Consider the following 22,325-nt stretch of genomic DNA (forward strand, 5'->3'; position numbering starts at 1 on the left):
GCCTTTTCTGGCCGGAAACGCACTTTTTTGCAGGGGTTGATTATTCGAGTCCTGTCCCCGCTACCTAAAAGGCCGGTTTCCATAAGGAAACCGGCCTTTTTCTTTTTCCGCGCAGTAAAGCAGCCTTGCGCCTTACTGCGGCAGGTAGATACGAAACGTGGTGCCTTGCCCGGGCGTGCTGCTTACCTCTACATGGCCACCGGCCTGGTGGGCGAGGCGATTAACGAGGTAGAGGCCCATGCCGGAGCCGGGCACGTCGGGGTGGAAGCGGCGGAACAGCTGGAACAGCTCGCGGCCGTAGCGCTCCAGGTCGATGCCGCGGCCATTGTCCTGTACGGTCAGCACGATGCCGTGGTCGGCTGGTGCGGTGCTCACCTGCACGTGGGGCCGGCGCAGGGGGTCGGCGTAGCGCAGGGCATTGCTGAGCAGGTTGTAGAGCATGCTATGCAAGCCGGGCCGCGTCATGCGCAGGCGCGGAGCCGCTTCGAAGTCGAGCGCAAACGTGGCCTGCCGCTCCCGGCTGCTGACCTGTAGGCTGCGGATAATCTCGCCGATAAAGGGGGTCAGCACGATAATCTCCTGCGGCACCTGCTCCAGCTCCCGCTGCAGCTGCACTACCTGGGTGAGGCCATCGATGGTGGTCAGAATCTGCTGCAGGGCGGTGTCGAACATCTGCACCATGCCGGCCGCTTCCGGGTCGTGAAAGGTAGCGGCCCGCTTAAGCTCGGCAAACAGCCCGGCCATGTTGTGGATGGGCTGCTTGAGGTCGTGGGACGCCGTGTACACAAAGCTGTCGAGGTCGGCGTTGATGCGCGTGAGCTGCTCATTTTTTGCCGTGAGCTGCTCATTTACCCGGGCCAGCTGCTCGCGCTGCTGCTCGGCCACGGCCTTGGCCCGCAGCAATTCCTGCTCGTACTGCCGGCGGTCGGTGATGTCGAACAGGGTGACGCGCACCACCAGGGGCAGGGTGTTGGCGTCGCGCACCAGGGTGGCGTTCAGCAGCACGGGCAGGGTGCTGCCGTCTTTGCGCCGCAGCTGGTAGCTAAACTCGCGCACCTGGCCCTGCAGCAGCAGCAGGGGCACGGCGTAGGTTTCGTAGTGCAGGCGCCCGCCCGTGGTGAGCAGCTGGGGCAGCGACTTCCGGGCCACCAGCTCTTCGCGGCGGTAGCCCAGCCAGTCGAGCAGGGTGTGGTTGAGCTTGACCAGGGTGCCGTCGGGCAGGCAGGAGCAGTAGCCGCAGGGCGCGTACTCATACAAGTCGTCGGGGTCTTCCTGGGTTAGGCGCAGGTCCAGCTCCGGCAGCGGCTCGTCGTCGGGGGCACTCATCGGGCTGCGGGATGGGGGGTGGCGGACGGGGCGAGAAACTGCTCGATGGCCGCAATGGTCTGCTGCGGGGCGCTCAGGTGGGGGCAGTGGCCGGAGGTGTTGAGCACCAGCAGCTGGCTGTGGGGCAGCCGCTGGTGCAGGTACTCGCCCACGGCCAGGGGGGCAATGGCGTCGTTGGCCGACTGCAGAATCAGGGCGGGCGTCGTCAGCCGGGGCAGGTCGGCGCGGTTGTCGGACATGAACGTGACGCGGGCAAAGTGCCGGGCAATGGCCGGGTCGGTCCGGCAGAAGCTGTTATTGAGCTCGGCAGTCAGCTCCGGCCGCTCGGGGTTGCCCATGATGACGGGCGTAATGGCCCCCGACCAGCCCATGAAGTTGTTGTCCATGGCGTCGAGCAGCTCTTCGATGTCGGCCTGCTCGAAGCCGCCGGTGTAGCCGGCAGCATGGTCGTTGATATAGCGTGGGGAGGGAGCCACCAGCACCAGCCGGTGGAAGCGGGCCGGCTCCCGGATAGCCGCCAGCATGCCAATCATGGCACTCACGGAGTGGCCCACCAGAATGGCCTGCTCCAGGTCCAGGGCCCGCATCACGCCCAGCACGTCTTCGGCGTGGGCAGCCAGGGTATTGTACCGCGCCGGGCTGTACGCCGACAGGTCGGAGAGGCCAGCGCCGGTCAGGTCCAGCAGCACCACCCGGTACCGGTCCTCAAACGCCGGCGCCACCAGCCGCCACATGTGCTGGTCGCAGCCAAAGCCGTGCACAAACACCAGGCCCTGGCGGCCCTGGCCGGAAACCTTCACGTTGTTGCGCTTCAGAACAGCGGGGCGGGCGTCGAGGGGGGCGGGCATACGGCGGACAGCAAGGCAGGTGGGAAGGCAGATGAGTTACGGGTGGAAAGCGGCTTGCGTTTACCCTGGCTGCAAATACCGCAAATCTGAAGACAGTTGGGCCCGGCAGCCGCAGCGCGGCAGCGCAGGGGCGAGGAGCAGCGCCAGAAAAGCAAACTTCTTTGTCAGGAACGCGTGTTGCAGCAAGAAGCCACAAAGGCACGGCTTTTAGCCGGGATTTGCGTAAGGCGGAAGTTGACGGCTTCCTGGCTGCGGAAAGGTAAGTGGTTGGCCTGATAATAATTAAATGAATTGCGAGTGCCTATGCTGACAATGAGAACAGGATTTAGAACAATCATGCTCAGCTTGTTGCTGGGCCTGCCGCTGGCCCCGGCCTGGGCCCAGCGCTTTGCCGCCATTGGCGACTATGGCTACGCCGGCAGCCCCGAGCGCGATGTCAGCCAGCTGGTGAAAAGCTGGAGCCCGGAATTCATTATCACCCTGGGTGACAACAATTACGACGTAGGTGCTGCCAGCACCATCGACGACAACATCGGGCAGTACTACCACGAGTTTATCGCGCCCTACCAGGGCCGCTACGGGGCCGGCGCTACCGAAAACCGCTTCTTCCCTTCGTTGGGCAACCACGACCTGTACACCAACGCCGGCGCCGCCTACCTGGCTTACTTTACCCTGCCCGGCAACGAGCGGTACTACGACTTTGTGCGCGGCAACGTGCACTTCTTCGCGGTAAACAGCGACGGGTCCGAGCCCGACGGCACCGGGCGCTTTTCCGCTCAGGCCCGCTGGCTAAAAGAAAGGCTGGCGGCTTCCACCGCGCCCTGGAAGGTGGTGTACTTCCACCATGCCCCGTACTCTTCGGGCTCGCACGGCAGCGACCGGGGCCTGCGCTGGCCGTTTCGGGAGTGGGGCGCCTCGCTGGTGCTCACCGGCCACGACCACACCTACGAGCGGGTAGTGGCCGATGGCCTGGTGTACTGCGTGAACGGACTGGGCGGGCGCAGCCTCTACAGCTTCAACGGCACCCCGCTCGACGGCAGCGCCGTGCGCTACAACGCCGACTACGGCGCCCAGCTGCTGGAAGCCAGCGCCGACAGCCTGCGCCTACGCTTCTACACCCGCACCGGCCAGCTTATCGACGACCACACCCTGGTGCGCGGCCTGGCCGCCGAGCCCCAGCTGCTGGGCGTGTACCCCTTGCCCATCAGCGAAGCCGCCCGCGTGGAAATCTCCCTGCCGGCCGCCTTCAGCTCGGTGCGGGTGCGCGTGCTCGATGCCCGGGGCCGGCAGGTGGCTACCCTGCACCAGGGCCCGCTGCCGGGCGGAAGGCACGAGCTGCAGTGGTCGCGCCAGGGCCTGGCTGCTGGTACCTACTTCGTGCAGCTGCAGGTGAAGGGCTACGCCCCGGTGAAGCGGACCGTGGTGCTGTAAGCAGGAGCCTTTTCGGGTAAGTTAAAGCGCATTCCAAGTTGGTGTAGGGTTATTCCAGACCGGCTCCCCCTCTCCCTTTCGGAAATGCGAATTAAGCATTTTTTGGGGGCGGGGGAGAGGCGAACCATAGAACGAAGCCGGTACGTCGACTTGGGAGTGCCTGTAAAAGTTGAGTTAAAAGGTAAAAGGGAAGAGTTAAAAGGTGGTTCTGCCTTTTAACTCTTCCCTTTTACCTTTTAACTCAGCAGGGGAAACTGAAAAAAGTTAACCACCCGCTGTAACCTTGCCGGGGAAGCAAGGTTTCCACCGCCGAATATGCTCACAACCTTAACTCGTTAGCCGCTTGAACTCGCTGACCGACAATGCACTCATGCTCCAGGTGAAAGCTGGACAGGTGGACAAGATGGGTTTGCTGTTTGAGCGCTACCACCGGCCGCTGTTTGGCTTCTTTTATCATTTGACTGGCGACTCCGACGCCAGCGAGGACCTGGTGCAGACCGTGTTCTACCGCATGCTTAAGTACCGGCACACCTTCACCGGCGAGGGGGAGTTTCGCACCTGGATGTACCACCTGGCCCGCAACGCCTCGCACGACGCAGCCCGGAAAAACAAAACCGCCCGCCACCACGACGACATCGTGGACTGGGAGGAAAAGATTGGCGGCGGCACGGCAGCCGATGCCAGCCTGCAAAAAGCCCAGGACGTGGCCCTGCTTCACCAGGCCATGGGCCGGCTCAGCCCCGAGCAGCGCGAGGTGCTGGTGCTCAGTCGCTTCCAGGAGCTTAAGTACGAGCAGATAGCCCAGCTGCTGGACACCACCGAGGGTGCCGTGAAAGTGCGCGTGCACCGGGCCCTGAATCAACTCAAAGGCATCTACCTGAAACTGGAAAATGGAATCAAATCCCTTTAACTGCGACAATACCCGCGAGCGGCTCGTGGACTGGCTCAGCCCCCGGCTGCCGGCCACCGAGCGCGCGGAAATGGAAGCGCACCTGGCCCGCTGCCCCGCCTGCCGGCAGGAGCTGGCGGCCCTGCAGCAGCTGTGGAGCACGCTGGGCGCGGTAGACACGCCCGAGCCCAGCGAGCAGCTGCGCCCGCGCTTCTACTCCATGCTGGCCGAGTTTCAGGCCGCCGAAAGCCGGCCTACGCTGTGGGAGCAGGCAAAGCGCTGGCTGCAGCCTTTGCTGCAGCCCGGCCCGGGCCTGCGCCTGGCTTACACCCTGCTGGTGCTGGTGGCCGGCCTGGCCATTGGCTACGGGGTGAGCAACCAGCGGCAGGGGGCCGGGGCCGGCTCGCCGGCTACGCTGGCGGCTGCGCCGGAAGCAGCCGCGCCCGACCAGGAGCAGCGCATGGTGCTGGCCATGCTGGAAAACCCTTCGGCCACTCAGCGCCTGCGGGCCGTGAGCTCCACCAAAGACATTGCCCAGGTAAACGAGCAGGTGGTGAACGCGCTGCTGAGCACGCTCAACAACGACCCCAACGTGAACGTGCGCCTGGCTACGCTGGAAGCCCTGGCCGAGCTGGGCCGCGACCCCGTGGTGCGGCAGGGGCTGGTGCACTCCCTTACCCTGCAGGAGTCGCCGCTGGTGCAGTCGGCCCTGGCCGACGTGATGGTGCAGCTGCAGGTGCGCCGCTCGGTGAAGCCCCTGCGCCAGCTGCTGCAGCAGGGCGGCCTGAACGAGGCCGTGAAAACCAAGATTGAAAGCAGCATCAAAACCTTGTCAAACGGTCGGAACGCCGACCCTTCAATTCCCCACAACCATGAAACGCAGCAGCCCCGGACTGATTCTCGCGATACTGTGGCTGCTTAGCAGCCCCGCCCTGGCCCAGCGCAAGGAGGCCAGGGAAACCATTACCAAAGAGTTTGCCCTGAGCGGCGACTTAAGCCGGCAGGTGCTGGCCGTGTACAACATCTTCGGCCCGGTGCGGGTGGAAGGCTACGCCGGCAGCAAGGTGCTGCTGGAAGCCACCAAAACCGTGCGCTCGGACAATGCCACCGGCCTGGAAGCCGGCCGCAAGCAGGTGCAGCTGGGCTTCACGCAGCGCAACGACTCGGTGGTGGTGTACGTGAGCGCCCCCCGCGACTCGCGGCCCCGCCGCAACTTCAACTGGAACAGCGACGACTTCGACTACAGCTTCAGCTACGACTTCGTGCTGAAAGTGCCCTACGCCATCAACCTGCACGCCTCCACCGTGAACGGGGCCGACGTAGAGGTGCAGGACGTGGCCGGCACCCTGGACGTGCGCAACGTGAACGGTGGCATCAGCATCAAAAACGCTAAGGGCACCACCAAGGCCCACACCGTGAATGGGAGCGTGGATGTGACCTACGCCGCCAACCCACCCGGCCCGTCGTCTTACAAAACCATCAACGGGCGCATTACCGTGGCTTACCCCAAGGACATGGGCGGCGACGTGCACTTCAAAAGCATGCACGGCGAGCTGTACACCAACTTTCCCCAGGTGCAGATGATGCCCCGCCAAGTGACGCAAACCCAGCAGAAGGACGGCAAGGGCACCAAGTATAAACTCAGCAAAGACACGGCCCTGCGGCTGGGCAAAGGCGGCAGCGACCTGCGCTTTGAAACCCTCAACGGCGACGTAACCATCAAGCAACAACTCTAATGAACCTTATCCATATCCTGTTAGCCCAGGCCCGCCACGGCCTGCAGCCGGCCCTGCTGGCCCTATTAGTACTACTGGCCGCCGGCCCGGCCGCCCGGGCCCAGAACACCGGCACCGACCCGGTAGTGGTGCCCCTCACGTCGCCGGGCAAGCCCGGCACCTTGCGCCTGAAGCTGGTGGGCGGCTCTATCAACGTGGTAGGGCACAAGGGCAAAGACGTGGTGATAGATGCCTCGGCCCGCGAGTTGAAAAGCCGGCGGGAGCGGGCCCGGGAAACCAGCGACGGCCTGCGCCGCATCGACCAGGCCGAGGGCCTCGAAATGACGGTAGAGGAAAAGGACAACCTCGTCGTCATCAAAACCGACTCCTACCGCCGGCCCATCGACCTCACCATTAAGGTGCCGCAGAACTTCTCGCTGAAGCTGGGTACGGTAAACAGCGGCGACATCACGGTGGAAGACGTAAATGGGGAGCTGGAAATCAGCAACGTGAACGGCTCCATCACGCTCCGGCAGGTGGGCGGCTCGGCCGTGGTCAACACCGTGAACGGCAGCGTGCTGGCTACTTTCGAGAAGGTGACGGCTGATGCTCCCATGGCTTTCTCGACGGTGAACGGCAAGATTGACGTGAGCTTTCCCAACAAAGTGAAAGCCAACCTGAAGCTGAAATCGGACCAGGGCGCCATCTACAGCGACTTCGACATGGAAGTGGCCCCCGCGCCCCGGCCCGTGGCCAGCACTAAGGGCGGCGGCATGTACCGCGTCACGCAGGACAGCTGGACCTACGGCAAGCTCAACGGCGGCGGGGCCGAAATCATGATGAAGTCGCTGCAGGGCAGCATCTACGTGCGGAAGGCGAAGTAAAGCCGCGTCTAGCCCCGGCAACCTGGAAAATTTCAGGCAGTTGCAGCAAATAGAGATTTTGCCGGTAGTCTAGTAAAGCCAGCCCAATGCAGCCGGTATGAACCTTGCCAATCAGGGCAAGTTGACCCGGGCTTACACCTGTTTCACAGCGCCGCGGCATGCATGGAGTCGGCTGCTACCAACCAGACTATTGGTCGTTTCCTGCTGCAACAGGTGCGGCCAGCTTACCGGCACGGTGGTGATTGACGTGGCTGGGAAGACCGTGCAAAGGGCCCTGCCTATGGCAGGGCCCTTTGCACGAATAATCCCGCTCCTGCCCGGCCCCGCCGGTAAGACCACGGGCGGCAAGGCGGCTAATCGGGCTGGGATACAAGGTAGTTTACCTGGACGCCGCTGACGGTTAATAAGTTGGTGTTGACCGCGCCAAAGCTGACGCGCACCGAGTAGGAGCGCACGGTATTGTCTACCACCAGGCTTAAAGGAGCCGAGGGGTTAGTGGCGGTTCCATTGACGGAGCTTACGCTCGTTGCCACCAAACGGAAGAACGTAGCCGGCGCGTAGCTGACCAGCTCAGCGGTAATAGCCGCGGTATTGCTGTCGTAGGCATACAGGGTGATGCCGGTAATAGTGGCGCCCTGAGGCAGCAGTATGGGTGCCCGAAACGCGGGCTGGGTACCGGAAGTGGGGTAAAAGTCGTCGCTGTTAGGAAAAAACGCGGTGGGCGTGCTGCCGTTTTCGGGCTGAAAGCTGGCGAAGCTCAACGTGAGGGTGCGGGCCTGGGGCGTGGGGTAGGTACCCCCGCCGCTGGCCGCGGTGGTTTGCACCGTGCCATCGGGAAACTGAATGCCGCCGCTGCGCGAGCGGATGGTGCCGTTCACGTCGAGCATCTGCGTAGGGGAAGTGGTACCAATACCTACCCGGCCATTGTCCAGCACGGCCAGGTGGGCTGGCTGGCCGGTCGTGCCGTTGAAAGGGGTGCTGGCGCCGGTGCCGCCCCACAGGCCCAGGCCGTAGTTGCTGCCGTTGGAGATGGTGCCCGTGCCGTAGAAGTACGTACCGTTGCTGTCTTCATAGTTGGCGATGCGACCCTGGGTGGTGTTGCCACTGCTGGCCGTGCGTCCTAAGGAAAGCTGGGAGGTAAACGTGCCCGTACCGATGCCCACGTAGCCGTTGGCATCCACGCGCAGGCCGCTGCTGCCGCCGCCGGTGAGCAGGTTATTGCTCAGGTTGAGATTCTGGGTGGCCGTGTGGTTGCCCAGGTTGTCGGCGCCGCCGCTGGGCAGCGTCACGCTGCTGCCCGCACCGCTCACCTTGGAAATGGTGAGCGTGGAGCCAGACAAGCTCAGCGTCTGGTTGTCGGTGTCGACCGGGGCCGTTGTCAGCACGGAGTTGTCGGGAAAGGTGAGGGTGCTTCCCGCCCCGCTGAGCTTCACGCTGCCCGCTACTTCCAGCGGCGCGGTGGGGCTGCTGGTGCCAATGCCCACCCGGCCCGTGGCCGTGGTGGTGAGCACCGGGGCGGTGGTCGTGGTGGTGCCCGTGAGGCCCAGTTGGAAGTCAAGGCCGCCATTGGGGTGGGCAGAGCCGTAGTAATATAAGCGCCCCCCGCCGTAGCTGCTGGTGGTGTAGGTGGCATACAGGGTGACGGCCGGGTTGGGCGAGGTCACGACAAACGTGTAGGTGCCGGCGGGCAGCGCCAGGGCTGGTGCCAGCGTGAGGGTGCGGTAGTTGGCCCCTATGCCCGAGTACAGCAGCTGGGTGTGCAGCACTGCGCCGCCCGTGCCCTCTCCGCTGCGCACCTCTATTGCCAGGTTGCTGGCATTGAAGCCGCTGACTTCCACATTCAGCCGAATGGTGTTGAGCGTAGCCGCCGCCGCCAGTGTAAACGACTGCCCAATGGGGCTGCTCAGGTTCAGGTAGCCCGTGGAGTTGGGCTGCGTGATGGTGAACGGGGCGCCGGGGGCCGTCGTGGAGGCCTGCACCCGCAGCGGACCATTCACTTCCAGCGGGGTTTGCTGCGCCGGGGTGGCTTCGCCCACGCGCACGGCCGGCGCCTGGGCCAGGGCCATTGGGCCGGTAAGGAGGAGCAGGCCCGTGAGCAGCCGGGGCAGGAGGGCGGGAGTAAGCAGTGTTTTCATATACGCAAGGGATAAGAGCGGCAAAAGCTGTTTGGCAAGCCAAAACTGCTTTCTGAAACCCCGGCCCGCTGGCTTTATAGCCCAAACGGCCGCCTGCGCGGGGCAGACGGCCGTTTGGCGTAAGTGAACGACAGTAGAAAAGTTTCTTGTTGCTGGTTGCTGGTTTCTGGTTGTCGTTCAAACCAGAAACTAGAAACCAGCAACCAGCAACAAGAAACCAGCAACTCCGAAGCTAGCCCACCAGGTTGAGGCGGCGCAGCAGCTCGTCGCGGTAGGCGCGGCCCACCGGCACGCCCTGCCCGCCTACCCACACCTGCCCTTCGCCCAGGTCAAGGCTTTCGATGCAGGCGGCCTGCACCAGATAAGAGCGGTGGGTGCGCACGAAACGGCCGGCGGGCAGCTTTTCCTCCAGGTCTTTAAGCGTGAGGCGGGCGGTGTGCTTGCGGGGCGCGGTGTGCAGGTGGCAGTAGGAGCCGTCGGCTTCGGCCCAGAGAATTTTGTCGTAGGGCACCTTCACCAGGCGGCTGTTTTCGCGCAGAAACAGGCTGTCGGGCAGCAAGGCATCGGCAGGTTCGGGGCTGCCGCCGCTGCCTTCAGCCGGGGCCTTGCCCTGGGCGAAGTGCTGCACGGCCAGCTCAATGGAGCGCTCCAGCAACAGCTTGTCGTAGGGCTTGCTCAGAAACGCGAACGGGCCGGCGGCGCGGGCCCGCTCGAAGGTGGTGCGGTCCTGCAGGCTGGTCACGAAAATCAGCGGCACGGGCCGCCGCTCGTTCAGCTGCAAAGCCAGGTCCACACCATCGGCGTCGCCATCGAGCTGAATGTCGAGCAGCACCACATCCGGCGCGTGCTGTTCAAACAGGGCCAGCGCTTCCGGGGCCGAGGGCGCCACGCCCACCAGCGCATAGCCCAGCTCGGAGAGCAGCATCCGCAGCTTGCGCACCTGCAAGGGGTTGTCTTCAACGGCGAGAATGCGAACGACTTCAGTATGCATGAGCAATGGGCGGGTAGGCAAAAGTAAGTTGTCAGTTGGTAGTTGTCTGTTGTCAGGTTCGCTTAAGAAGCTGTCTGGTAACTAACAACTGACAACCCGTTTACTGTTAAGACTGCTTAAGTACTGAGTCAAAAGTAGCCGTGCAGTCGGCGCGACTCCGTTAACCTCACCCCCCGGCCCCTCTCCGCCGGAGAGGGGGAGCCAGCCACAAGTTGAAAATTGAAAAGAAATTCTGTTTTTTCACTCCTCACTTTTAACTGGTAACTGCTGTCGTCAGTATCCCCTCTCCGCGGGAGAGGGGCTGGGGGTGAGGTTAACGGCCGGCAGCTCGAAGCTGAACGTGGTGCCCTGCCCCACCGCGCTTTGCGCCCGCAGGGCCCCGCCCAGGCGCTGAACAAACTCCTGGCTGACCAGCAGGCCCAGCCCCGTGCCGCCCTCGCCGGCCGTGCCGCGGGTGCTGCGCCGTCGGTCGAAGGCAAAGAGGCGGGCCTGCTGCTCAGGCGTCATGCCCACACCGGTATCGGCCACGGCCACGCTCACCTGCCCGGCCTGTAACCCGGTCGTAATGCTTACTGTGCCGCCCTCGGGCGTGAACTTGATGGCGTTGCCCAGCAGGTTGCGCAGCACGGTTTGGAGCAGGTTGGAGTCGGCCTGCACTTCCAGGCCAGCTGGAACAGTGTTGGTCAGCGTCAGCTTTTTGGCGGCCGCAGCCGGGCGGTAGAGCTGCAGGGCTTGCTCGGCGGCTTGGTGCAGCGGCAGGGGCTCGGGGCGCACGAGCAGGGCGCCGGTCTGGCTCTGGGCCCATTGCAGCAGGTTGTCGAGCAGGGCGCCCAGCTGTTGGCTAGCTTGGTCGAGCTCCCGGCCCAGGCCGGCCACCTCCTGCAGCTCGCCGGCCTGCAGGTAGTGGCGCAGCAGCTCGCCCACGTCCTGAAACGAGCCCACCGGCCCGCGCAGGTCGTGCCCGATAACAGCCAGCAGCTGGTCTTTGGTGCGGTTGGCGGCGCGGGCTTCTTCGGCCGCGCTGCGAGCCGCTGCTTCCGACTCGGCCAAACGCCGCCGGGAGCGCCGCAGCTGCCAGTAGAAAATGCCGAACACTGCCAGCGCCAGCCCCAGCCCGCCGGCCAGAGCGCCAAACAGGCGGGTGCGGGCCTGCTGCTGGGCGGCCTGCAGCTGCTGCAGCCGGCTCTGCTGCGTCAGCTCCCGGATGTGCTGCTGCTGGCGGTCCACGTCGAAGCGCACCTGCAGCTGGCTGAGGGCCTGGTTTTTCTCTTCACTGAGCAGGGTGTCCTGCAGAAACTGGTAGCGGCGCTGCAGCGCATAGGCCTGGGCGTGGCGGCCCAGGGCGGCTTCGGCTTCGGCCAGGTTGCCCAGGGCCTGGGCTTCGAGGCGGGGCACTTCAGCCCGCCGGGCCAGGGCCAGGGCACGACGGGCGGCGCCGGCCGCTTCGGCGTAGCGGCCCTGGTCGTAGAGCGGCGCAAACAGGTTAATCAGGTCGCGGGCCTGGCCGTACAGGTCGCCCAGCTGCTCATCGAGCCGCAGGGCCTGGCGGAAGTAAAGCTGGGCCGAGTCGAGCCGGCCCTGCTGCTGGTGCACGCTGCCCAGGTTGACCAGGCTCATGGCCTGGCCGGGCAGGTAGCCGGCCTGCCGGTACACGGCCAGGGCCTGGCGCTGCCGTAGCTGGGCGCTGTCGGGGCGGTTCCAGCGCCGGTACAGGTCGGCCAGGTTGGTGTAGATGAGGGCCAGGTCGGGTGGGGCGGGGGCGGGCCGCACACGGGCCAGCTCGGCTAAGGCCGCGCGGTGATAGCGGGCCGCGCGGGGAAAGTCCTGCTGCTGGGCGGCCACGTTGCCCAGGCCGGTGTAGAGAAACGACAGCAGCCGGTGGTGCCCCCGGGCCGGAGCCACGCCCCGCTGGTAGTAGCGGGCGGCGCCGGGCAGGTCGCCGGCGTAAAGCGCGGCGGTGCCCAGGTCGTTGAGGCACACCGCTTCGCCGCGGTGGAAGCCCAGCCGCCGGGCCAGCGTCAGCCCTTCCCGGCCATAGCGCAGGGCCGCGGGCAGGTCGGTGCGGTTCAGCTGCCAGCACAGCTCGTCGAGCAGCAGCACGCGGCTGGTGTCGGGTGGGGCCGTGGCCAGCAGGCGGCGCAGGCTGTCGGCCTCGGCCGATTGCGCCCGTCCCGACAGGGCAGCGGCCCACAGCGGCAACAACAGCAAAACCCGGAAGAAGCGAAAGCTGGGCATGCCTGCAATATAGAAAAGGCCGCTCCTTTTCAGGAGCGGCCTTTTCTATGCCAGCAGCCCGGAAGCTAGGGCCGGCGGTTGATGCAGTTCAGGTCTTCGAAGGCCTGCTTGAGGCGGGCCACAAACGTGTCCTCGCCTTTGCGCAGCCACACGCGCGGGTCGTAGTACTTCTTGTTGGGCGAGTCGGGGCCGCTGGGGTTGCCAATCTGGCCCTGCAGGAAGCCTTCGTTTTTCACGTAGTAGTCCTTGATGCCTTCCCAGAATGCCCACTGCAGGTCGGTGTCGATGTTCATCTTGATGGCGCCGTAGCTGATGGCCTCGCGGATTTCCTCCTGGCTGGAGCCCGAGCCGCCGTGGAACACGAAGTCGATGGGCTGGGGGCCGGTGCCGTAGTGCTGCTGCACGTACTCCTGCGAGTTTTTCAGGATGATGGGCTGCAGCTTCACGTTGCCGGGCTTGTACACGCCGTGCACGTTGCCGAAGGCGGCGGCGATGGTGAAGCGCGGGCTCACCTTCATCAGCTCCTCGTAGGCGTAGGCCACTTCCGAGGGCTGGGTGTAAAGCTTGCTGGAGTCCACGTCGGAGTTGTCGACGCCGTCTTCCTCGCCGCCGGTCACGCCCAGCTCAATTTCCAGGGTCATGCCCAGCTTGTCCATGCGCTCGAGGTAGCGCTTGCAGATTTCAATGTTTTCCTCAATCGGCTCTTCCGACAGGTCCAGCATGTGGGAGCTGTAGAGGGGCTGGCCGGTTTGGGCGAAGTGCTTTTCGCCGGCGGCGAGCAGGCCGTCAATCCAGGGCAGCAGCTTCTTGGCGGCGTGGTCGGTGTGCAGCACCACGGGCACGTCGTAGAGCTCGGCCATGTGGTGCACGTGCAGGGCGCCGGAGATGGCGCCGGCGATGCTGGCCTGCTGCTTGTCGTTGGCAATGGACTTGCCGGCGAAAAACTGGGCGCCGCCGTTCGAGAACTGAATCATGACGGGCGAGTTCACCGCCTTGGCAGTTTCCAGCACGGCGTTCACCGTGTTGGTGCCGGTCACGTTCACGGCCGGCAGGGCGAAGGCATTGGCCTTGGCGAACTGAAAGAGGGATTGAACTTCGTCGCCGTGCAGCACGCCGGCCCGGAGGGCGGTAAGGGTTTGGTCAGCCATGAAAAAAGAATTGAGTGAAGCGAAAACGGTGAACGATGGACGGGCAGGCAGCCGGCCGGCGGAAGGGCCCGGGAGGGGCACCCGCCGCCGGGCGCGGCTTACAGCCGGCAATTTCGGTAGATTTTACCTGAACTTCCGCACCCGGCTCCGGCGGCGGGGCCTACGGCTCTGGTTTTTGCCCCAATTTTGACTGGTGTTTCCTGGGAATGCGGCGTACAATCGCCAAAAACAAGAAACAATCCGGCACGCGGGCCCTGTTAACTTGCCGCAGCAAATCGGTTTTTAATATAGCCGCGCTAAATTGCCTGCCGTGCCGTGGCTACGGGCCCCTGCTTCGGTAGTGCCGAAGCCGCTGCTCCCGGGCAGCGGTACGCCGGCCCGCACATACACTCTGACTCCGCTATAGAACAAGACGATGGCAAATCGTAGGGCATCCATTACCGACCTGGCCAAAGCGCTGAATCTGTCGACATCCACCATCTCCCGGGCCCTGGCCGACCACAACGACGTGAGCGAGGCCACCAAGAAGCGCGTGCGGGCGCTGGCCGAGGAGCTAAGCTACCAGCCCAACCAGCTGGCCGCCGCCCTGCGCCGGGGCCGCACCAACACCCTGGGCGTGCTGGTGCCGCACATCACCGGCCACTTCTTCCCGCAGGTCGTCAATGGCATTGCCACCGAGGCCGCCCGGCTGGGCTTCAACGTGATGATTTGCCAGTCGAACGAAGACGTGAAGCAGGAGCGCAAGAACATCGACCTGCTGATGAACTCCCAGGTGGAGGGCATTCTCGTGTCGCTGGCCAACACCACCAAAGACTTCAGCCACTTCGAGGCGGTGCGCAGCCAGAACGTGCCGCTGGTGTTTTTCGACCGCGTGGTGGAGGGCTTCCGGGGCGACAACGTGAGCGCCGTGATGCTCGACGACTACCAGGGCGCTTACCAGGTGGTGGCCCACCTTATTGAGCAGGGCTGCACCCGCATTGCCCACTTCACCGGCCCGCTGCACATCAACATTCACAAAGGCCGGCACCAGGGCTACCTCGATGCCATGAAGGACAAAGGCCTGCAGCCCGACCCGCGCCTCACCGTGTTTGGGGAGCTCAACCAGAAAACCGGGGCGGCCTACATGCGCAAGCTGCTCAAGCAGCCCGAGCGCCCCGACGCCGTGTTTGCCTCCAACGACCTGGCCGCCGTGGGTGCCCTGCAGGAGCTGAAAGCCCAGGGCCTGCGCGTGCCCGAAGACATTGCCGTGGCCGGCTTCAGCAACGAGCCCTTCACTACGCTGGTCGAGCCCCAGCTCACCACCGTCGACCAGGGCTGCGACACCATGGGCATCTCGGCCGTGCGCCTGCTGCAGAAAATGCTGGCCGGCAACCCCGACCGCCTCATGCAGCCCCGCAACGTGGTGCTCAAGCCCAAGCTGCTGGTGCGGGAGTCGACGATGAAGAAGTAATGAGGTGATGAAGTAAAAAGTGATGAAGTGATGAAGTAAGGAGGAATACCTCATCACCTCATCACCTCATCACCAATTACCGCTCGCCCCAGGGGTGGCGGCGGGGCTTGCTGGCGGGTACTTCAATAAAGAAGGTGGTGCCCTGGTTTTCCTCGCTCTCGAACCAGATGCGGCCTTCGTGCAGCTTCACAATGGTGTGGATAAGCGACATGCCCAGGCCGGTGGTTTTTTCGCCGCGCAGGCCCGGGCGGCGGGCGGGCGTGAACCGGTCGAACAGCACGTCGTGGAACTTCTGCGGAATACCGATGCCGTCGTCGGCGATGGTGATGAGCAGCGTGTCGGTCCGCTGCTCCAGGCTCAGGCGAATGTGGCCGTTGTCGGGCGTAAACTTGATGGCGTTGGATAGCAGGTTGTTGACTACCTGCAGGAACTTGTTGTCGTCGAGCTCGGCATACACCGACTCGCGGGTGCAGATAAACTCAAAGTGCTTGCCCAGGTGGGCCTGGCCATCGCGGAGGGTGTCCATTATCTGGCGCAGGCGGCGGGCCAGGTCGAACCGCTCGCGCTTGAGCTGCACGCTGGTCGACTCCATAAACTCCTGGTCGACGAAGTCGCGGATGAGGTTGACGCTGTCGCGGCAGGTGTCGTGCATCACCTGCAGCATCTTTTCCACCTGGGGGTCTTGCAGCGGGCCCACTTTCTCGCGGCAGAAGTCTATCATCTGCTGCAGCAGGTTGAAGGGCCCGGCCAGGTCGTGGGAGAGAATTTCGAGGGTGGTGTTCTTCTTGGCGTTGAACTTGTCGGCGTTCAGCAGGTACTCCCGCTCGGCGCTGATGTCGTTGAGGGTGCCGCAGACCAGCACCTGCCCGTCGCTGGCCAGGTACTGATGGGCCTTAATGCCCAGCCACTGCACCTTGTCATGCTCGGGCAGGGGCAGCAGGCGCAGCTGTATGTCTTCCTTGAGCTGCCCGCGCACCAGCCGCTCGAAGCAGTCGGCGCTGTACTCGACATCGTCGGGGTGGATGCGGCCGAGCAAGGCGGGCAGGTCGCTGTTTACCTGTTCGCGGCGGTGGGGCGCAAACAGCTTTTCGTAGGCCGCGTTTACGTAAAGCACCTGCCGGGCCGTGGCGCTGTACACGAACGAAACCTGCTGGCTTCCTTCCAATAAAGCGTGCGTGAGTTCCGACGGAGTTAACATGTTGGCGGGTTGGGGTAGATTTTGGGGTAGAGACCGGGCCTCAGGCGCTCTATTTCATGCGCCGCCCGACAACCAGTCTCTGCCAGGCGAGATTATCCCGAAGGTAGCATAAAATTAGTCTCATTGGGAGCTACGGGCCCGGGCAGGGCAAGGGTGTGAGCGTGAGCTTTGCCAGGCCGTCAGGGCACCTGCCGACGCGTAGAGCGGCATGCATGCGGCGGTGTACGTGCCCCGGGGGCGTGCCGGTGCTGCCGCTGCTGCGCTAGCACCGGCCCCCTCACTTTCTGCTTGCCAGCGCCTTTTTCTGACAACGAAGCCCTTGCCGCGGCGGTTGCGGGGGAGAAAGGCAGGCCGTAGCCGCCGGGAAGCCGGGGCCGCCGAGCGGCTTGTGGCGGTTTCTAAGGCGGGCTGCCGGCAACGTTCCCGACAACGTTTGCACAACTATAGTTGGCCGGTGGGGCGGATAAGCAGGGGCGGGGGTGGCAAATTGCAGAACCTATACGCTGCGTGGCAAGCGGTTGCGCGGCCATCTTTCTCATCCTTCCCACCAATTTATGTTCCATGCCTACGCTTAGTTTATCCAACCCCGCGCCGCGACTGGCCCCGCTGCAGCGCTGGCTGACGGCCCTGTGCACGGCGGCCCTGCTGCTCATTTTCACCGCCGCCGTGCAGGCCCAGACCTACGATGCCGTGGTGGCCAAGGACGGCAGCGGCAACTTCACCACGGTGCAGGCCGCCGTGAATGCCGCGCCCACGGGCCGCACTACGCCCTACACCATCTTCATCCGGAACGGTAAGTACAAGGAGAAAATCATCATTGCCTCCAACAAGACCTTCCTGCAGTTTGTCGGCGAGAGCGTGGCCAACACCATCCTCACCTTCGACGACTACGCCGGCAAGCCCATGCCCGGGGGCGGCAACTACGGCACCGCCACGTCGGCCTCGGTGATTGTGAACGCGGCCGATTTCTCGGCCATCAACATCACCTTCGAAAACACCACCGGCGACGCCCCGCAGGCCCTGGCCATTGCCGTGAACAGCAACCGGGCCGCGTTTTTCAACTGCCGCTTCCTGGGCGGGCAGGATACCGTGCTGGCCCAGGGCGCCAACTTCACACAGTACTTCCGCAACTGCTACATCGACGGCACGGTGGACTTCATCTTCGGCTCGTCGGCTGCCGTATTTGAGGGCTGCGTGATTTACCCCAAAACCCGGCGCGATGGTACGGCCCTCGGCTACATTACCGCTGCCAATACCCCGGCCGGCACCACCTACGGCTACGTGTTTCGCAACTGCATCATTCCGGCCAACCAGGGCACAACCACCTTCCTGCTGGGCCGGCCCTGGCAGAACTCTACCGGCAACTCGCCGCTGGCCAACAACAAGGTGGTGTTCCTGAAAACTACCCTGGGTGCGGGCGTCGTGCGGCCCGAGGGCTGGGCCGTGTGGGATGCCGGCACCAACACCAGCCTCATTACCTATGCCGAGTTTCAGAGCCGCAACTTCCGCGGGGGCCTGGCCGACGTCAGCCGCCGCGTGAGCTGGTCGCAGCAGCTGGCTGCGGCCGACACGGCCAACTACAGCCGCAGCACCGTGCTGGGCAGCTGGAACCCCTGCGCCGTGTGGAACAACATCTGCGTGCCCTTCACCCGTCCTATCGCCGTCACCAACTTCCGCGGCGTAAAAGGGGCCACCACCACGGCCTTCACCTGGAACGCCAGCTGGGGCATTGCCCAGGTGCAGTACGAGCTGATGCGCTCGGCCACCCGCAACGGCACCTACACGGCCGTAAGCCAGCGGACGGCGGCCAGCGACACGCTGTATAGCTTCCAGGCCAGCGACGCCCTGCCGGCCGCCGGCTCGGCGTTCTACTACTACGTGCGGGCCAGCAAGGCCGGCCTGGCCACCCACATTTCCGACACGGTGGAAATCTCGCGCATTCCCACCATCAGCGCCGTGAGCAGCCTGAGCCCCATCACGCAATACGCCGGCGGCCCCTCGGCCCCTCGTACCTACCTTGTGTCGGGCGCGAACATGACCAACAACCTGACCATCACAGCGCCCGCGAACTTTGAGCTGTCGACCAACGGCACTGCCTGGAGCAGCAGCCTCACGCTGACGCAGACCAACAACACGGTGGCCAACACCACTATTTACGTGCGGCTGAACGCTGCCGCGCCGGGAAGCTACTCGGGTAGCATCGTGCACAGCAGCGCCGGTGCGGCCACCGTCAGCACGGCCCTCACGGGTACGTTCGTGAACACGCCCGCTCCCGTATCGAACGTGCTGCAGATGTGGTCGCTGCGCGTGAGCAGCCAGGACAGCGCCCGCCTGCGCTCGGCCAACCTGACGGCCAGCACGCCCCTGCTGCGCCGCCTCTACGTATCGGACGGCACCACCGTGCCGGCCATTCCGGCCTACTCGGCCCGCTACGGCCAGGCCTTCGGCGCCAGCACCAACGGCGACGGCTCCTGGGGCACGGCCGCCCCGGTGAACGGCCCCGGCGGCAACGTAAACCGCCGCTTCTACGAGCAGTTCACCGTGACGGCTACTGGCAGCCAGTCCGTGCGCCTCGACTCGCTGATTTTGTGGTCGGCCTTCTACAACACCAGCAGCAACACCAAGCTGGCCGTGGTATGGTCGCGGTCTAACTTCCAGCTGGACTCGACCGACGTGGCCGGCGGCAAAGGACCCGGTGGCCCCCTGACGCCCGGCGCCAATGGCGGCTTTGCCACGCCCATTGTGCTGCTCAACCAGAACGCCGGCGCCAACCACTACTACCGCCTGGCCCTGGCCGACACGCCACCCGTGATTCAGCCCGGCCAGACCATCAGCATCCGCCTGTACTGGGCCACCGGCAGCAGCAGCAGCGGCCGCTACGGCCTGCTGCGCGACGTGCAGGTGAAAGGCGAAGCCCTCACGATTTCGGGCGTACGCGGCGCGGCCACGGCCAAAAACAGCCTGGTGGTGTACCCCAACCCCGCCACAGCCGAGCTGACTGCCCGCCACCCCAAAGCCAGCCCCGGCGCCACCGTCACCGTGTATGCCTTCGATGGCCGGCAGGTGGGCACGTTTGCCGCCCAGGCCGGCAGCACCGAAACCAAGGTGCCGGTGAGTGCGCTGGCGCCCGGCAACTACCTGCTGCTGTATGCCGGCGACGGCGTGCGGCAAGCGGTGACGGTGGTGAAGGAGTAAGCCCCCATCCCCGGCCCCTCCCCTGCAGGGAGGGGAGCCAAGTAGTAAAAGCAGAAGGGAAGAGTTGAAAGCCGAACTGCTTTTAGCTCTTCCCTTCTGCTTTTTTATGCTTCGAAGCAGAACCACCGGCACTGGCTCCCCTCCCCCAAAGGGGAGGGGCTGGAGGCGGGGCTGACATCGTTCCCGGCATCGATTGCACAAATAAACCAGCCCATTAACCCTGTTTTAAGGCTTTTCGGGGGTAGGCCGGGGTTAATATTGTATGGGTAAGCCTGCCGCCATCTGGCGCGGCGGGCTATTTATCGACCTATTCATTTTCTTGATGAAATCAACTTCCGCGTTACTGCTGGCCGCTCTGGCCGTGCTGCTGCTGGCCTTCCGGCCGGTGGCCGAGCCGAAAATCCAGATTTTCCTGGTGGGCGACTCCACCATGTCGCAGAAGGCCGACCTGAGCAAGCCCGAGCGGGGCTGGGGCATGCTGTTCGGGCAGTACTTCGACGGCAGCGTGAGCATCCAGAACCACGCCATGAACGGGCGCAGCACCAAGAGCTTCCTGCGCGAAGGCCGCTGGGCCAAGGTGCTGGAGCAGGTAAAGCCCGGCGACTGGGTGTTCATTCAGTTTGGCCACAACGACTCCAAAGTGGAAGACAGCGTGCGCTCGGCCCCGGCCCAGACTATCTACCGGCAGCTGCTGACCAAATACGTGCAGGAAGCCAAAGCCAAGGGCGCCAACCCCGTGCTGCTCACCCCCGTCGGCCGCCGCTACTTCGACGAGGCCGGCCAGCGCAAGGACGACCACGGCCAGTACCCGGCCGTGGCCCGCGAGGTAGCCAAAGCCCAGAAGGTGCCGCTGATTGACCTGCACGAGAAAAGCTGGGCCCTGTACTCCCAGCTGGGCGAGGCCGGCACCCGGCCCCTGTTCTGGAGCTACCAGAACGGCTACTACGAGGCCAACCCCGTGCCGCCGGCCAAGAACGACAACACCCACTTCTCGGAGTATGGCGCCAACCGCGTGGCCCAGCTGGTGGCCCAGGCCGTGCAGGAGCAGAACCTGCCCCTGGCCAGCCGCCTGCGCCGCCTGGAGTTTGAGGGCAAGTTCCAGCACGACCTGCCCGTGGTGCTGCAGCCGGTGTTCCGCAAAGACACCTTCAACATCCTGAAGTTCGGGGCCCGGCCCGACGGGCAAACCCTGAACACAGCCGCCATTCAGCAGGCCATCGACGCCTGCTCGCAGAAGGGCGGCACCGTGCTCATTCCGCGCGGCCTGTGGCTGACGGCCAGCATCGAGCTGAAAAGCAACGTGAACCTGCACGTAGCCCAAGGGGCCCTGGTGCAGTTCAGCAGCAAGCTGTCTGACTACCACCTCATCAAAACCACCTGGGAAGGCGAGGACGCTATCCGCAACCAGGCCCCGCTCTACGGGCACGACCTGGAAAACATTGCCATCACCGGCCCGGGCACCTTCGACGGTGCCGGCGACGCCTGGCGCATGGTGAAGAAAAGCAAGCTCAACGCCACGCAGTGGCAAAACCTGCTGGCCTCGGGCGGCGTGCTGAACGAGAAGAAAGATACCTGGTACCCCTCGGAGCAGTCGCTGAAAGGCGCCAACGCCACCAAGCCCGGCATCCTCAAGCCCGGGCAAGCCGCTAACGTGAGCGACTACGCCGACGTGAAGGACTTTCTGCGGCCCAACATGCTCAGCCTCACGCGCTGCAAGCAGATTCTGCTCGAAGGCTTCACCATTCAGAACTCGCCGGCCTGGACCATTCACCCCCTGCTCTGCGACAACCTCACCATCCGCAGCGTGACGGCCAAAAACCCCTGGTACGGGCAGAACACCGACGCGCTTGACCTGGAATCCTGCCGCAACGGCCTGGTGGAAGGCTGCACCTTCGACGTGGGCGACGACGGCATCTGCATCAAGAGCGGCCGCGACGAGCAGGGCCGCAAGCGCGGTGTGCCCACCGAGAACTTCATCATCCGCGACACCAAAGTGTACCACGCCCACGGCGGCTTCGTGATAGGCTCGGAGATGTCGGGCGGCGCCCGCAACCTCTTCGTGAGCAACTGCACCTTCATGGGCACCGACGTGGGCCTGCGCTTCAAAACGGCCCGCGGCCGCGGCGGCGTGGTGGAAAACATCCACGTCAACGGCGTGGACATGACCGACATCGCCGGCGAGGCCATTCTGTTCGACATGTACTACGCCGCCAAGGACCCCGTGCCGATGGCCGGCGAAAGCACGGCCCCGCCCGTGATGAAAGCCGAGCCGCTGGGCGAAGGCACGCCGCAGTTCCGCAACTTCCGCATCCGCAACGTCACCTGCAAGGGCGCCGCCACCGGCATCCTGGTGCGCGGCCTGCCCGAAATGGCCATCAAGGACATCCGCATCGAGGACGTGGTGATTGAAAGCAAGAAAGGCCTGGTGTGCCAGGAAGCCGAAAACATCGAGCTGAAAAACGTGGCCCTGTACACGGCCGACACCACGCCGGTGCTGGAGGTGCAGAACAGCCGCGACATCACCCTCGACGGCATCCGCTACGCCAGCGGCGCCGAGCTGCTGCTGCGCGTGACCGGCGACCGCAGCAAAAACATCAAGCTCAACAATACCGACACCAAGCTGGCCAAGAAAAGCCTGGATGTAGACCAGAAGCTGGGCAAGAAAACGGTGACGGTGGCGGGGCGGTAGCCCCACCCCCGGCCCCTCCCCTGCGGGGGAGGGGAGCCAAATGATTGAGCTAAAGTGAAAAGTGAAGCGTGAAAAGGAGCATTGCTTTTCAACTGGTATCTCCCCATATCAATTCTTTGCGGGCTCCCCTCCCCATCGGGGAGGGGTCGGGGGTAGGGTTGAACGGCTGGAGCCATTACACGAACCCGACA

General features: G+C 64.4%; 15 protein-coding genes. 8 read left to right on the forward strand and 7 right to left on the reverse strand.

The features are described 5' to 3' along the window. Positions 1-132: 132 nt before the first annotated feature. Positions 133-1,326, reverse strand: coding sequence for a sensor histidine kinase (locus ABD919_RS06900; protein WP_345235059.1), 1,194 nt, complete (start codon positions 1,324-1,326; stop codon positions 133-135). Beyond that, on the reverse strand, positions 1,323-2,174 hold the full coding sequence (locus ABD919_RS06905; RefSeq protein WP_345235061.1) for an alpha/beta fold hydrolase: 852 nt from the start codon (positions 2,172-2,174) through the stop codon (positions 1,323-1,325). Before ABD919_RS06905 ends, ABD919_RS06900 begins: the two co-directional genes overlap by 4 nt. 336 nt (positions 2,175-2,510) lie before the next feature. Here ABD919_RS06905 and ABD919_RS06910 point away from each other — a divergent pair, with 336 nt between their 5' ends. The 5 genes from ABD919_RS06910 (at position 2,511) to ABD919_RS06930 (ending at position 7,093) form a co-directional block, all read left to right on the forward strand. Beyond that, positions 2,511-3,605: a metallophosphoesterase gene (locus ABD919_RS06910; RefSeq protein WP_345235063.1), complete on the forward strand. Its 1,095-nt coding sequence runs from the start codon at positions 2,511-2,513 to the stop codon at positions 3,603-3,605. A gap of 370 nt (positions 3,606-3,975) precedes the next feature. Continuing rightward, the gene (locus ABD919_RS06915) at positions 3,976-4,515 is read left to right on the forward strand and encodes an RNA polymerase sigma factor (RefSeq protein WP_345235204.1); all 540 of its coding nucleotides are present in this window, start codon (positions 3,976-3,978) and stop codon (positions 4,513-4,515) included. After that, positions 4,496-5,416, forward strand: a complete 921-nt coding sequence (locus tag ABD919_RS06920; RefSeq protein ID WP_345235065.1) for a zf-HC2 domain-containing protein — start codon at positions 4,496-4,498, stop codon at positions 5,414-5,416. Before ABD919_RS06915 ends, ABD919_RS06920 begins: the two co-directional genes overlap by 20 nt. Further along, the gene (locus ABD919_RS06925) at positions 5,367-6,230 is read left to right on the forward strand and encodes a DUF4097 family beta strand repeat-containing protein (protein ID WP_345235067.1); all 864 of its coding nucleotides are present in this window, start codon (positions 5,367-5,369) and stop codon (positions 6,228-6,230) included. The genes ABD919_RS06920 and ABD919_RS06925 overlap by 50 nt, the downstream gene beginning before the upstream one ends. Continuing rightward, entirely contained in the window at positions 6,230-7,093 is an 864-nt protein-coding gene (locus tag ABD919_RS06930) for a DUF4097 family beta strand repeat-containing protein (protein ID WP_345235069.1), read from the forward strand. Before ABD919_RS06925 ends, ABD919_RS06930 begins: the two co-directional genes overlap by 1 nt. A 353-nt stretch (positions 7,094-7,446) precedes the next feature. Here the strand turns inward: ABD919_RS06930 and ABD919_RS06935 are convergent, their stop codons facing one another. The 4 genes from ABD919_RS06935 to fbaA form a co-directional block, all read right to left on the reverse strand. Next, positions 7,447-9,228, reverse strand: a complete 1,782-nt coding sequence (locus ABD919_RS06935; protein ID WP_345235071.1) for an autotransporter outer membrane beta-barrel domain-containing protein — start codon at positions 9,226-9,228, stop codon at positions 7,447-7,449. 232 nt (positions 9,229-9,460) lie between these two features. Next, positions 9,461-10,219, reverse strand: a complete 759-nt coding sequence (locus ABD919_RS06940; protein WP_345235073.1) for a LytR/AlgR family response regulator transcription factor — start codon at positions 10,217-10,219, stop codon at positions 9,461-9,463. 273 nt (positions 10,220-10,492) lie between these two features. After that, on the reverse strand, positions 10,493-12,454 hold the full coding sequence (locus ABD919_RS06945; protein ID WP_345235075.1) for a sensor histidine kinase: 1,962 nt from the start codon (positions 12,452-12,454) through the stop codon (positions 10,493-10,495). 65 nt (positions 12,455-12,519) lie between these two features. After that, entirely contained in the window at positions 12,520-13,602 is a 1,083-nt protein-coding gene (fbaA, locus tag ABD919_RS06950; protein ID WP_345235077.1) for a class II fructose-bisphosphate aldolase, read from the reverse strand. A 415-nt stretch (positions 13,603-14,017) separates the two neighbouring features. On the opposite strand from fbaA, the gene ABD919_RS06955 reads away from it, so the two are divergent. Then, entirely contained in the window at positions 14,018-15,052 is a 1,035-nt protein-coding gene (locus tag ABD919_RS06955) for a LacI family DNA-binding transcriptional regulator (protein ID WP_345235079.1), read from the forward strand. Positions 15,053-15,128: 76 nt separating this feature from the next. On the opposite strand, the gene ABD919_RS06960 is transcribed toward ABD919_RS06955, so the two are convergent. Beyond that, entirely contained in the window at positions 15,129-16,250 is a 1,122-nt protein-coding gene (locus ABD919_RS06960) for a sensor histidine kinase (RefSeq protein ID WP_345235081.1), read from the reverse strand. Positions 16,251-16,811: 561 nt separating this feature from the next. On the opposite strand from ABD919_RS06960, the gene ABD919_RS06965 reads away from it, so the two are divergent. After that, positions 16,812-19,445: a pectinesterase family protein gene (locus ABD919_RS06965; protein ID WP_345235083.1), complete on the forward strand. Its 2,634-nt coding sequence runs from the start codon at positions 16,812-16,814 to the stop codon at positions 19,443-19,445. Between the two features lie 322 nt (positions 19,446-19,767). Next, positions 19,768-22,134 (forward strand): glycosyl hydrolase family 28 protein, encoded by a 2,367-nt coding sequence (locus tag ABD919_RS06970; RefSeq protein ID WP_345235085.1) that lies wholly within the window; start codon positions 19,768-19,770, stop codon positions 22,132-22,134. Positions 22,135-22,325 lie beyond the last annotated feature (191 nt).

The sequence above is a fragment of the Hymenobacter saemangeumensis genome (assembly GCF_039541835.1).
GTDB lineage: Bacteria > Bacteroidota > Bacteroidia > Cytophagales > Hymenobacteraceae > Hymenobacter > Hymenobacter saemangeumensis.